Raw genomic sequence first — 12,933 nt, 5'->3', positions numbered from 1 at the left:
GCGGGGTCATGCGCGTCCTGATTATCGAAGACGAAGAAAAAACCGCGGACTATCTGCATCGCGGTCTGACGGAACAGGGTTACACCGTGGATCTGGCCCGCGACGGTATCGAAGGCCTGCACCTGGCGCTGGAAAGCGATTACGCGGTGATCGTCCTCGACGTGATGCTGCCGGGCCTGGACGGCTTCGGCGTGTTGCGCGCATTGCGGGCGCGCAAGCAAACGCCGGTGATCATGCTCACCGCCCGCGAGCGTGTTGAAGACCGGATCAAAGGCTTGCGCGACGGCGCCGACGATTACCTCGGCAAGCCGTTCTCGTTCCTCGAATTGGTGGCGCGCCTGCAAGCGCTCACGCGGCGCAGCGGCGGGCACGAACCGGTGCAAGTGAGCATCGCCGACCTGTGGATAGATTTGATCAGTCGCAAGGCAACCCGCGCCGGCACTCGACTGGACCTGACCGCGAAAGAGTTTTCACTGCTCAGCGTGCTGGCGCGACGCCAAGGCGAAATCCTCTCGAAAACCGCCATTGCCGAGATGGTCTGGGACATCAATTTCGACAGCGACGCCAACGTTGTCGAAGTCGCGATCAAGCGCCTGCGGGCCAAGCTCGACGGGCCGTTCGACGAGAAACTGCTGCACACCATCCGTGGTATGGGTTACGTGCTGGAGAGCCGAGGTGTCCAGTAATTCGATTGCCCTGCGCCTGAGCGGGATGTTCACGCTGGTGGCACTGCTGGTGTTCATGTTGATCGGCGGCGCGTTGTATCAGCAGGTCGACAAGGGTTTGGGGTTGTTGCCGGAAGCTGAACTCGACGCGCGTTACAGCGTGCTCGAATCCACGGTCGGGCGCTTCGGTACACCCGAGCATTGGGTGAAGATCAACAACAAACTCAAGCTGCTGGGCGAGGAAGACAAACGCATCCGCTTCTGGATCGTCAGCGGCGATGCGCAGTACGAATATGGTGACCTCACGCCGCAGATTCGCGCATTCGCCAACGGCCCGCTGGGCAGACGCGATCTGCAATTGCCCGGTCAGCCCTACCCGCTGAAGGTGCTGGTCAGCCAGTTCCCGGCCAAGGATCAGCGCCCGCCGCTGCGCTTCATGATCGGCATCGAAACCGATACTTTCCACCAGACTCAGCACCAGTTGTTGATCGCGTTGATCAGTCTGGCGGTGATCGGTGTGTTGCTGGCATCGGCGTTGGGTTATTGGGTAGCGCGGATCGGCTTGAAACCGCTGATCAAACTCTCGCAGGAAGCGCAGCGTCTGGCGCCACCGCTGCGTGCGGGACGTTTGCGTTTGTCGCCGCTGCCGCCGGAGCTGGAACAGTTTGTTGATTCCTTCAACTCGACGCTGGAACGCGTTGAACAAGCTTATTCGCGGCTTGAATCGTTCAACGCCGACGTTGCCCATGAACTGCGCTCGCCGCTGACCAATCTGATCGGTCAGACTCAAGTTGCGCTTACCCGTGGCCGCTCCGCCGAACACTACTTTGAAGTGCTGCAATCCAATCTCGAAGAACTCGAACGGCTGCGTTCGATCATCAACGACATGCTGTTTCTGGCCAGCGCCGATCAGGGCAGCAAAGCCACCAAACTGACGTCGACCTCGCTGGCCGATGAGGTGGCGACGACCCTCGAATATCTGGATTTCATTCTTGAAGATGCGCAGGTACAGGTGCGGGTCAGCGGTGATGCGCAGGTGCAGATCGAGATTGCGCATTTGCGCCGGGCGTTGATTAATTTGTTGAGCAACGCGGTGCAGCATACGGCGCCGGGACAGGTGATCGAGGTGCAGATCACGGTTGAGGAACATCAGGTGAGTATCGGGGTGGCCAATCCGGGGTTGCCGATTGCCAGTGAGCATCTGCCTCGGTTGTTTGAGCGTTTCTACCGGGTCGATGCATCGCGCAGCAACAGCGGCAATAACCATGGGTTGGGGTTGGCGATCGTCAAGGCGATTGCGCTGATGCATGGTGGGGATGTGTTTGTGCGCAGTGATCGGGGGATGAATACGTTCGGGATTTATTTGCCGGTTTGATCGCGCATGGCTTTCGATCCAATGCCCTCACCCTAGCCCTCTCCCAGAGGTAGAGGGGACTGACCGCGCCGCACTTTCGACATTCATCGACCTGAACTATCGAGTCGAACTCAGGCTTGAAAAGCATGAAGATCGGCTCCCTTTCCCCCTCGCCCCCTTGGGGGAGAGGGCTGGGGTGAGGGGGTGATCTTTGCTTTTGCTGTAACAGTCATTTATGAAAATCACGCTGTTTCCGGGCACTCCACAACCTTATCTTTGCCCGCACCAAACAGCACTTGCCAAGCAAGAAGGTTTTCCAGATGTCCAACAGTATGGGTATTGCCAGCGCTTTCGTTTTGTCCTCATTGTTCCTGTCGCCAATGGCGATGGCTGAAGAGTCTCAGGCGTTTGTTGCGCAGAACTCCGCCCGCGCCCAGGCTTATGAACAGCATCAAACAGAAATGATGGCCAAGGCCAAAGACGCTACGCAAGCCCCGCAGGCTGCCACTTCCGAGGCTCCATCGGCTTCCGGCGCAGACAGCTGAGTCGCACTCCGCACCGTTTCCCTCGACGCGGTTGTTTGGCTCTTCCCGTTCAACCGTCGTCATTCCAGGCCGCTGATGTTCAGCGGCCTTTTTTCGTTGTGGTCTGAAAGCGTCGAGGTTCGTCTCTTACAATTGGAAACATCCCGCAGTTGAAAATAATGATGTGTAAGTTGACCCAAGGAGCTTTACCGCACGTGCGTTACCCAGTCCGCTTTACCCCGTTGTTCATTGCAATCGCCGCAACGATGGCGCCCACCGTTCACGCCGACGAGCCGCAGAAAGAAGGCTTCGTCGAAGGTTCGAGCCTCAACCTCAACGCCCGCAACTACTACATGAACCGCAACCGCTTGCAGCAAGCGGATGACAATATCGAGTGGGGCCAGGGCTTCCTCGGGATTTTCCAGTCCGGCTATACCGAAGGCACAGTCGGTTTCGGCATCGATGCTCACGCCATGCTCGGGTTGAAACTTGATGGCGGTGGCGGCACCGACGGTTCGAGCATCCTGCCGATCAGCGATGGCAACGGCAAAGCGCCGCATTCGTTCTCCACCGCTGGCGGCACCCTGAAAATGCGTGCGTTCGATACTGAGTTGAAGGCCGGCGACCTGTTCCTCACCAACCCGGTGATTGCCGGCGGTGACTCGCGCATGCTGCCGCAGACCTTCCGTGGCGTGAGCCTGACCAGCCACAGTTTCGACGGCTGGTTGATCGAGGGCGGCCAGGCGAGTTTCAACAAGCCGTATAACCAGAGCGGCCACAAGCGCATCGGCACTTCCTACGGCACATTGGCCGACGGCGACGAGAGTCAGCACCTGAACTGGGCCGGTGTGGCCTGGAGCGGTGTCGAAGGGCTGACCAGCAGCCTGTATGCCTCGGAGCTGAAGGACATCTGGAACCAGTACTACTACGACCTGGATTACACCTGGGCGTTGAACGACCTGGTCAGCCTCAACCCGGGTCTGCACTTCTATCACACGCAAGACACTGGCGATGCGCTGCTGGGCAACATCGACAACAACACCTACAGCCTGCATTTCACCGTCGGCGTGGGCAATCACAGCGTCACTGCCGCGTATCAACGGGTCAACGGCAACACGCCGTTCGACTACATCAGCCAGGGAGACAGCGTTTACCTCGACAACTCTCAGCAATATTCGGACTTCAACGGCCCCAATGAGCGGTCGTGGAAGCTCAAGTACGCCTATGACTTCGCCGGTGTCGGCGTGCCGGGGCTGACCTCGGGTGTGTCCTACTCGCGCGGCACGCTCGACCTGACCAAGGCTGACCCGGACAGCAAGGGCTACTCCAACTGGTACAGCGCCGAAGGCCGCAACGCCAAGCACTGGGAGCGCGACATAGATCTCAAGTACGTGGTGCAAAGCGGTCAGGCCAAAGACCTGGCGGTGCGTTTGCAATGGGCCACCAACCGTGGCGGCAACGGTTATGGCGTGATTGATTCAGATACAGATGAATACCGCGTGGTCATCGACTACCCGATCAACGTCTTCTAAGATCGGCTCTACCGTGAATGGGTCAACTTCACATTGACCTTGTGGCGAGGGAGCTTGCTCCCGCTGGACTGCGCAGCAGGCCCTGCTCTTGATTAAAGAGCGGGGCCGCTTCGCGCCCCAGCGGGAGCAAGCTCCCTCGCCACAACAACGTTCCACAGACAGGCTGGTCTCATCCAACTACGCTTATACCAATCCTCCATTGATACCCCCGACCATGATCGCCAGCCGCACCCCACCCGTTTCGGGTCAGACCGGACGTCCCGAGCTGCTGTTGATTTCCGGCAGCCTGCTGACGGTGATCGCGATTGTGTGCATCGTCACTTTTCTGCTGATCCGTGAGCATGCCAATGCTCAGGAGTCGGCCACCCGTAGCGCCACCACCGTCGCGCAACTGATCGACGCCGATGTGCTGCGCACCGTCGAGCTCTACGACCTGACCCTGCAAGGCCTGATCGCCGCCGCCCAGCGCGATGATTTGCAAAGCGTGTCGCCGCAGATTCGCCATCTGGCGCTGTTCGACCGCTCGACCACTGCGCGCTTCAAGGGCGATATCCTGCTGCTCGACAAGCATGGCGAGGTGTTGGCCGACTCTTCGCGGATCGAGCCCAAACCTGGCAACTTCGCCGACCGTGAGTACTTTCTCGCACATGCTTTCAACAGTGACGTCGGCATGTTCATCAGCCGCCCGTTCAAGACCCGTTGCGACTGCGACGAGGCGAACCAGTGGCGGATCAGCTTCAGCCGGCGCATCTCCTCAGACACCGGCGAATTCATGGGCGTGGCCGTGGCGTCGATGAAGCTCGACTACTTCGATCAACTGTTCAACAGCCTCGACATCGGCAGTGACAGCACGCTGAACATTATCAACAACGACGGCGTACTGCTGGCGCAAAAGCCCTATCTGCAAAGCGACTCGATCGGCAAAAGCTTCGCCACCCGGCCCAACGTGGTGAGGATCCTGCGCGAGGGCAACGGCAGTTTCAGCAGCGTGTCGAGCATCGATAATCAGAAGCGCCTCTACACCTATTCACGGGTCGGCAATCTGCCGTTGACGGTGATTGTTGCCGTCTCCAGTAATGAGGTGTTCGCGGCCTGGCGGCGCACCGCAATTGTGATCAGCGGCGCTACCGGCGTGCTGTGTATCGGGCTGTTGTGGCTGACCTGGTTGCTCGCCCGCGAACTGCGCCTGCGGCAACGTGCCGAACACGAACTCGCGCAACTGGCCGCGACCGACGCACTCACCGGCGTGGCCAACCGCCGGATGCTCGATCAATCCCTGCGCCATGAATGGTTCCGCGCCCAGCGTTCGGGCAAAGCGTTGTCGGTGATGATGATCGATGCCGATCACTTCAAGGCGTTCAACGATCAGCACGGGCATCAGGCCGGGGATCAGGCGTTGCGCGAATTGGCCAAGGTGATCAGCGCCAACGTGCGGCGCCCGGCGGATCTGGTGGCGCGGTATGGCGGGGAAGAATTCTCGGTGATTCTGGCCGAAACCGACAGTGCCGGGGCGCAACTGATTGCCGAGAAGATTCGAACGGCGGTCGAACAGTTGCCCCATGTGAATGGCGCAGATAGGCCGATGACCGTGAGTATCGGCATCAGCACCTGGACGGCAGCGAGCGAGATGAGTCTGGAGCAGTTGTTGTTTACGGCGGACAAGGCGCTGTATCAAGCCAAGGAAGGTGGGCGCAATCGGGTTGTTGTGGCTGGTTGATGATTGCTTTGCCCTTACCGGCCCCATCGCTGGCAAGCCAGCTCCCACAGTGGTTGAGGTGTTCTGCAGATCTGTGGAAAACACAGAAACCTCTCAGGGCTGACTTGCCAGCTCCCACAGTGTTTGAGGTGATCTGCATATCTGTGGAAAACACAGGAACCTGTGGGCGCTGCGGTTCGACGATTCGAACTTGCCAGCGATGAGGCCAGTTCAGGCAATACAAAAATACCAGGGATAAAAAAAGGCCACCCGAGGGTGGCCTTCAAAAAACTAGAGAGGTTTTTTACTTACACGGCCGCAACAGGGCGCATGTAAGAGATTGGTGCAGCACTGGCGTCTTCAAACGTCACGACTTCCCAGGCATCTTTCTGCTCAATCAACTTGCGCAGTAGCTGGTTGTTCAGTGCGTGGCCGGACTTGAAGCCCTTGAACTCACCAATAAGGCTATTGCCCAGCAGGTACAGATCGCCAATTGCATCGAGGATCTTGTGCTTCACGAATTCGTCTTCATAGCGAAGGCCGTCTTCGTTCAGTACGCCATCGGCATCAACCACGATCGCGTTTTCAACGCTGCCGCCGAGTGCGAGGTTGTGCTTGCGCAGGTACTCGATATCACTCATGAAACCGAAAGTACGTGCGCGGCTGACTTCTTTTACGAACGAAGTGCTGGAAAAATCCACGCTTGCACTTTGGGTGCGGTCCCGGAAAACCGGGTGATCGAAATCGATCTCGAAGCTCACCTTGAACCCTTCGAAAGGCACGAAAGTGGCGCGCTTGTCGCCGTCTTCCACTGTCACTTCACGCAGGATGCGGATGAATTTCTTGGCGGCGTCCTGTTCTTCCAGGCCTGCCGATTGAATCAGGAATACGAAAGGTCCAGCGCTGCCATCCATGATCGGGACTTCGGACGCGGAGAGCTCGACGTAGGCGTTATCGATGCCCAGGCCAGCCATGGCCGAGAGCAAGTGCTCTACCGTGTCCACTTTGACGTCGCCGTTAACCAGCGTGGTCGACATAGTGGTTTCACCGACGTTTTCCGCGCGGGCAGGAATCTGCACCACAGGGTCGAGGTCAGCGCGACAAAACACAATGCCAGTGTCGACAGGCGCAGGCTTGAGGGTCAGGTAGACCTTCTCCCCCGAGTGCAGGCCTACACCTGTGGCACGGATAATATTTTTCAGTGTGCGTTGTTTAATCATGGCTTGGGCCGCTTCAGCGCAAATTGCGAACTGGTATCAACAAAGGCTGGCGATGATAGCAGACCATGCCTTTGCTGAACACCAATCACCTTCATAGCCCTGATACATTCCATCAATCGGCCTGACGACGCAGGAAAGCCGGGATGTCCAGGTAGTCCAGGTCATCTTGCGGATTCATCTTCGCGGCAGTCGCAGCACCGGCCTGAGCCTGGTTGCGCATGACGGTCGGACGGTCCAGATCACGGTAGTTCACCGCTGGCGCTTCCTGACGGGCGGCGGCCGGTTGCTGCACCTGAGACGCAGCCATCGACGTGTGAACGGTGTTGTCGATGACCTTTACAGGCTTCTCGATTTTCGCGCCCAGACCGGTGGCAACCACAGTTACGTGCAGTTCGTCGCGCATGTCCGGATCGATAACGGTACCGACCTTGACCATGGCGTGCTCGGAAGCGAAGGCTTCGATGATGCTACCCACGTCGGAGTACTCACCCAGAGACAGGTCAGGACCGGCGGTGATGTTCACCAGGATGCCGCGTGCGCCTTGCAGGTTCACGTCTTCCAGCAGCGGGTTACGAATTGCTGCTTCGGTAGCTTCACGTGCACGGTTCGGACCGCTGGCGCAGCCAGTGCCCATCATCGCCATGCCCATTTCGCTCATCACGGTACGAACGTCGGCAAAGTCGACGTTGATCATGCCCGGACGTTTGATGATGTCGGAGATACCGCGAACGGCACCGGCCAGTACATCGTCAGCCTTGGCGAAAGCCGACAGCAGGCTGGCGTCTTTACCGAGGATGGTAAGCAGCTTCTCGTTGGGAATAGTGATCAACGAGTCGACGCTTTCCGAGAGCATGCGGATGCCTTCATCGGCGATCTGCATACGCTTGCGGCCTTCGAACGGGAACGGACGAGTCACCACCGCAACGGTGAGAATGCCCATTTCCTTGGCCACTTCGGCGATGATCGGCGCAGCACCGGTACCGGTACCGCCGCCCATGCCAGTGGTGATGAACACCATGTTGGTGCCCTGCAGGACTTCGGCAATGCGCTCACGATCTTCGAGAGCGGCCTGACGACCTACTTCAGGGTTGGCGCCGGCGCCCAGACCTTTGGTCACACCGGTGCCCAGTTGCAGAATGGTACGCGCGCCGATGTTTTTCAGCGCTTGAGCATCGGTGTTGGCGCAGATGAATTCAACGCCTTCGATGTTGCTCTTGACCATGTGGTTGACAGCGTTGCCGCCGCCACCGCCGACACCGATAACTTTGATTACCGGGCTTGCGGGGATGTTGTCTACGAGTTCGAACATTTTCCCTCTCCTTACATTCTCTAGTTTTTTTCGCCTACTGCGTTTGTTGCGGTGTAGCGGTGTCGCGGTAAATCTTTAGAAATTGCCTTGTACCCAGCTCTTGATGCGATCGAGCAGAGCGGCTTTCGGTTCTTCACTGCTGTTGCCGTAGTCGCGGCTGCCGATGCCCGAGAACGAAATCCCGTCGGACTGCTTTTGCAGGCCGTACATCAACAGGCCAACGCCGGTCGAATAGATCGGGTTACGCACTACGTCATCCAGACCTTTGACGCCGTGCGGCACACCGAGGCGTACCGGCATGTGGAAGATTTCTTCAGCCAGTTCAACCGCGCCTTCCATCTTCGACGTACCACCGGTCAGGACGATGCCGGCCGGGATCAGGTCTTCGTAGCCGCTGCGACGCAGTTCAGCCTGAATCAGGGTGAACAGTTCGTCGTAGCGCGGCTCGACCACTTCGGCCAAGGCCTGACGCGACAGTTCGCGCGGTGGACGGTCGCCAACGCTTGGCACCTTGATGGTTTCGCCGGCACCGGCCAGTTTGGCCAGGGCGCAGGCGTAGCGAATCTTGATTTCTTCGGCGTACTGGGTCGGGGTGCGCAACGCCATGGCGATGTCGTTGGTCACCTGATCACCGGCAATCGGGATCACCGCCGTGTGGCGGATCGCGCCTTCGGTGAAGATCGCGATGTCGGTGGTGCCGCCGCCGATGTCGACCAGGCACACGCCCAGTTCTTTCTCGTCGTCGGTCAGTACCGAATACGCGGAAGCAAGCTGCTCAAGAATGATGTCGTCGATTTCCAGACCGCAGCGACGCACGCATTTTTCAATGTTCTGTGCGGCGTTGACGGCGCAGGTGACCACGTGAACCTTGGCTTCCAGGCGTACGCCGGACATGCCCAGTGGCTCGCGAACGCCTTCCTGGTTATCGATCACGTAATCCTGCGGCAGGGTGTGCAAGACACGCTGGTCAGCCGGAATCGCCACGGCTTGAGCGGCGTCGAGTACGCGCTCAAGGTCGGCCGAGCTGACTTCACGATCACGAATCGCCACGATGCCGTGGGAGTTCAGGCTGCGGATGTGATTGCCGGCCACGCCGACGAACGCCGAGTGAATCCGGCAACCGGCCATCAGCTGCGCTTCTTCGATAGCGCGCTGAATCGATTGCACGGTGGACTCGATGTTCACCACCACGCCTTTCTTCAGGCCGCGGGACGGATGCGTGCCGATCCCGACGATTTCCAGCGTGCCGTCGTCCGCGACCTCGCCGACCAGCGCCACCACTTTGGAGGTGCCGATATCGAGACCGACGATCATTTTGCCGCTTTGCACGTTTGCCATGGGTCCTGCCTCTTCTTAATTCTTTGCGACAGCGGGTTGGGCTGTCGTCGGCGCTACTGGTTCCCGCCAGCCAACGGCGAGGCCGTTGGCGTAGCGCAGATCGATGCGCGCAATGTTCGTAATCTGTTCTTTGAGCGTCTTGTCATAGATGGCAATGAAGCGGCGCATCTTTTCTACCAAAGCGCCGCGTCCCAGCAGCAGCTCGATGCCCGGACCGGCACTGCCGGCTCCGGTGGTCAGGAACCAGCTGCCACGTTCACGCAGCTCGAGGCGCGCAATCGAGAAGCCCAATGGCCGGAGCATCTGGCTCAGCACCTGGTATTGCTGCATCACTTGCTGCTGGGCACGCTGCGGGCCGAACAGTTGTGGCAGGTGTTCGTAGTTCGCCAGTTCCTTGGGCGTAAACGCCTGGCCCTGGTTGTTCAGCAAAGACTCGTCGCCCCAACGGGCCACCGGCAGTTGCTCTTCGAGGCGGATCACCACTTGATCCGGCCACACGCGACGGACTTCGGCGTGGGCAATCCATGGCATCTGCTCAAGCTCGGCGCGCATGCTCGCCAGGTCGATGGTGAAGAAGCTCGACGTCACGAACGGGGCGATTCGCTGCTGCACCGCTTGCTGGCTGATGTAGCTCAGGTCGCCCTGCACCGCGATCTTGGTGATCGGCCGGTCGGCGTATGGCAACAGCCGCTGTGCGCCTTCGTAGGTGCCGAAGCCCAAAGCCACCAGCAGCACCGGCCAGAACAGCCCTTTCAGAAAGCTGAAATTGGTTTTCGGCAGGCGCGCGGACATCGGCTCTTTGGCCACCATTCGGCTGGCACCCCGCGGCACCGGCTTGCGGCCGGGAGCGGGTGGCTGATGTCTGAGCTGTGCGCCTTGCATGGTCTTAACCTCGCGCCTCTTGCTGGCCAACACTGGCGGCCAGAATCGCTACAACCAGTTGCTGGAAATCCAGACCGGCAGCTCGCGCCGCCATCGGCACCAGGCTGTGATCGGTCATGCCCGGTGCGGTATTCACTTCGAGGAACCAGAACTGCCCGTCGGCGTCCTGCATCACGTCGGCGCGGCCCCAACCGGCGATACCCAGCGCATCACAGGCTTTCGCCGTGAGGTCCATGAGTTCTTGTTCCTTGGCTGCATCGAGCCCGCACGGGATCCGATACTGGGTATCGTTGGCCACGTACTTGGCGTCGTAGTCGTAAAACGTGTGGGGCGTACCCAGGGCGATTGGAGGCAACACCTGGTCACGCAGGGTGGCGATGGTGAACTCCGGACCTTGAATCCATTGCTCGACCAACACTTGCGAATCGTAGGTACTGGCCGCTTTCCATGCGTCGATCAACTCGGACGCAGAATTCACTTTGGCCATACCGATACTTGAACCTTCATGCGCCGGTTTGACGATCAAAGGGAAGCCCAGTTCCGTCGCTGCCGAAATACAATCGGCTTCGCTGCACAGCACGGCGTGACGCGGCGTCGGAATCCCGAGGCTGTGCCAGACCTGCTTGGTGCGCAGTTTGTCCATGGCCAGTGCGGAAGCCAGAATGCCGCTGCCGGTGTAAGGAATGCCGGCGCATTCGAGCAGGCCCTGGATGCTGCCGTCTTCACCGCCACGACCGTGGAGAATGATGAACGCACGGTCGATCTTTTCGGCCAGCAAACGCTGTAGCAAGTCATCACCGACGTCGATGCCGAATGCGTTCACGCCAGCGCTTTGCAATGCGCTGAGCACGGCATTGCCAGACTTCAGCGAAACTTCGCGCTCGGCACTCTTGCCACCGAACAGCACGGCAACACGACCGAAGTCTTTCGGCGCGATGGTGGAAACCAGATTGGCGTAGGCAGCAGTCATTTCAACTTCCCCTCGACCGATGCAACCACGGCACCGGCGAACAACTCACTTTTCAACAGTTTCGGTGCGAGACCGCCGATATCCCCGGCGCCCTGGCACAACAGAATGTCGCCGGCACGCAGCAGCGGCTTGACCAGCGGCGCCAGATCGACGCCACGCTCGATGTAGATCGGGTCGAGCGCACCGCGTTGACGGATGCTGTTGCACAGCTTGCGGCTGTCGGCACCGGGTATCGGCTCTTCACCGGCCGGATAGACTTCCATCAGCAGCAGCACGTTGGCGTCGGCCAGTACATTGACGAAATCGTCGTACAGGTCACGGGTGCGGCTGTAACGGTGCGGCTGGTAAACCATCACCAGACGGCGCTCCGGCCAGCCACCGCGCACGGCTTTGATCACGGCGGCGACTTCGGTCGGGTGGTGACCGTAGTCGTCGACCAGCATCACGCTGCCGCCGTCCACCGGCAGTTCGCCGTAGACCTGGAAGCGTCGGCCAACACCCTGGAAACCGGACAGGCCTTGCACGATGGCTTCGTCGCTGACGCCCTCATCGGTGGCGATGCAGATGGTCGCCAGCGAGTTGAGTACGTTGTGGTTGCCCGGCATGTTCACCGAAACATCCAGCGGCTCGCGGTCAGGACGCAGCACGGTGAAAAAAGTCTGCATGCCCTGCTGGCGCACATTGATTGCGCGCACGTCGGCGTCTTCGCTGAAACCGTAAGTCACGGTCGGACGTTTGACCAACGGCAGGATTTCCCGCACCACAGGATCGTCCAGGCACACCACCGCCAGACCGTAGAACGGCAGGTTGTGCAGGAACTCGACGAAGGTTTTCTTCAGTTTGTTGAAGTCGCCGTCGTAGGTCGCCATGTGGTCGGCGTCGATGTTGGTGACCACGGCCACCAGCGGTTGCAGATGCAGGAAACTCGCATCGCTTTCGTCGGCTTCGGCGATCAGGTAACGGCTGGTGCCGAGCTGGGCATTGGTGCCCGCTGCATTCAGGCGACCACCGATCACGAACGTCGGATCCAGACCACCGGCAGCGAACACCGAAGCGATCAGGCTGGTGGTGGTGGTTTTGCCATGCGTACCGGCGACGGCGATGCCGTGGCGGTAGCGCATCAGTTCAGCCAGCATTTCGGCACGCGGCACCACCGGGATACGGCGTTCCAGCGCGTTCGCCACTTCCGGGTTGGACGTGTTGACGGCGCTCGACACCACCAGCACGTCAGCGGTCGCAGCGTTCTCGGCGCGGTGGCCGATGAAGATCTGTGCGCCGAAAGATTCCAGACGCTCGGTGACTGGCGACGCCTTCAGGTCCGAACCAGAGACCTGGTAGCCCAGGTTCAACAGCACTTCGGCGATGCCGCACATGCCCACGCCGCCGATGCCGACGAAGTGGATGCGACGGATGCGGCGCATTTCCGGTTGCGGCATGGCTTTC

The 12,933-nt window shown here is 59.7% G+C and carries 11 protein-coding genes; 5 read left to right on the top strand and 6 right to left on the bottom strand.

Annotated features, from left to right (window positions below; genetic code table 11):
• Nucleotides 1–8: 8 nt before the first annotated feature.
• The 5 genes from ACP7BN_RS20190 to ACP7BN_RS20170 all read left to right on the top strand — a co-directional run bounded on the left by ACP7BN_RS20190 (nt 9) and on the right by ACP7BN_RS20170 (nt 5,792).
• Nucleotides 9–686 (top strand): heavy metal response regulator transcription factor, encoded by a 678-nt coding sequence (locus tag ACP7BN_RS20190; RefSeq protein WP_090180292.1) that lies wholly within the window; start codon nt 9–11, stop codon nt 684–686.
• Nucleotides 676–2,040, top strand: coding sequence for a heavy metal sensor histidine kinase (locus ACP7BN_RS20185; protein ID WP_426205783.1), 1,365 nt, complete (start codon nt 676–678; stop codon nt 2,038–2,040). Before ACP7BN_RS20190 ends, ACP7BN_RS20185 begins: the two co-directional genes overlap by 11 nt.
• Nucleotides 2,041–2,339: 299 nt before the next feature.
• On the top strand, nt 2,340–2,564 hold the full coding sequence (locus ACP7BN_RS20180; protein ID WP_426205782.1) for a hypothetical protein: 225 nt from the start codon (nt 2,340–2,342) through the stop codon (nt 2,562–2,564).
• Nucleotides 2,565–2,758: 194 nt separating this feature from the next.
• Nucleotides 2,759–4,075 (top strand): OprD family porin, encoded by a 1,317-nt coding sequence (locus ACP7BN_RS20175; RefSeq protein ID WP_426205781.1) that lies wholly within the window; start codon nt 2,759–2,761, stop codon nt 4,073–4,075.
• Nucleotides 4,076–4,289: 214 nt separating this feature from the next.
• Complete coding sequence (locus ACP7BN_RS20170) at nt 4,290–5,792, top strand: sensor domain-containing diguanylate cyclase (RefSeq protein WP_426205780.1); 1,503 nt, start codon at nt 4,290–4,292, stop codon at nt 5,790–5,792.
• Nucleotides 5,793–6,079: 287 nt separating this feature from the next.
• Here ACP7BN_RS20170 and lpxC read toward each other — a convergent pair whose 3' ends face one another.
• From lpxC to murC, 6 genes are all read right to left on the bottom strand, one after another.
• On the bottom strand, nt 6,080–6,991 hold the full coding sequence (lpxC, locus tag ACP7BN_RS20165; RefSeq protein WP_019693551.1) for a UDP-3-O-acyl-N-acetylglucosamine deacetylase: 912 nt from the start codon (nt 6,989–6,991) through the stop codon (nt 6,080–6,082).
• Between the two features lie 112 nt (nt 6,992–7,103).
• On the bottom strand, nt 7,104–8,300 hold the full coding sequence (gene ftsZ, locus ACP7BN_RS20160) for a cell division protein FtsZ (protein ID WP_201146599.1): 1,197 nt from the start codon (nt 8,298–8,300) through the stop codon (nt 7,104–7,106).
• A 75-nt stretch (nt 8,301–8,375) separates the two neighbouring features.
• On the bottom strand, nt 8,376–9,638 hold the full coding sequence (gene ftsA, locus ACP7BN_RS20155) for a cell division protein FtsA (RefSeq protein ID WP_426205779.1): 1,263 nt from the start codon (nt 9,636–9,638) through the stop codon (nt 8,376–8,378).
• 15 nt (nt 9,639–9,653) lie between these two features.
• Entirely contained in the window at nt 9,654–10,520 is an 867-nt protein-coding gene (locus ACP7BN_RS20150) for a cell division protein FtsQ/DivIB (protein WP_420650855.1), read from the bottom strand.
• Nucleotides 10,521–10,524: 4 nt separating this feature from the next.
• A complete protein-coding gene (locus tag ACP7BN_RS20145; RefSeq protein ID WP_426205778.1) occupies nt 10,525–11,490 on the bottom strand; it encodes a D-alanine--D-alanine ligase in 966 nt (321 codons plus the stop codon).
• Nucleotides 11,487–12,926, bottom strand: a complete 1,440-nt coding sequence (gene murC / locus ACP7BN_RS20140; RefSeq protein ID WP_426205815.1) for a UDP-N-acetylmuramate--L-alanine ligase — start codon at nt 12,924–12,926, stop codon at nt 11,487–11,489. The genes ACP7BN_RS20145 and murC overlap by 4 nt, the downstream gene beginning before the upstream one ends.
• Nucleotides 12,927–12,933 lie beyond the last annotated feature (7 nt).

Source organism: Pseudomonas sp. TWP3-1 (assembly GCF_049896625.1).
Classification (GTDB): domain Bacteria; phylum Pseudomonadota; class Gammaproteobacteria; order Pseudomonadales; family Pseudomonadaceae; genus Aquipseudomonas.
This window is presented reverse-complemented; position numbering and strand designations above follow the sequence as displayed.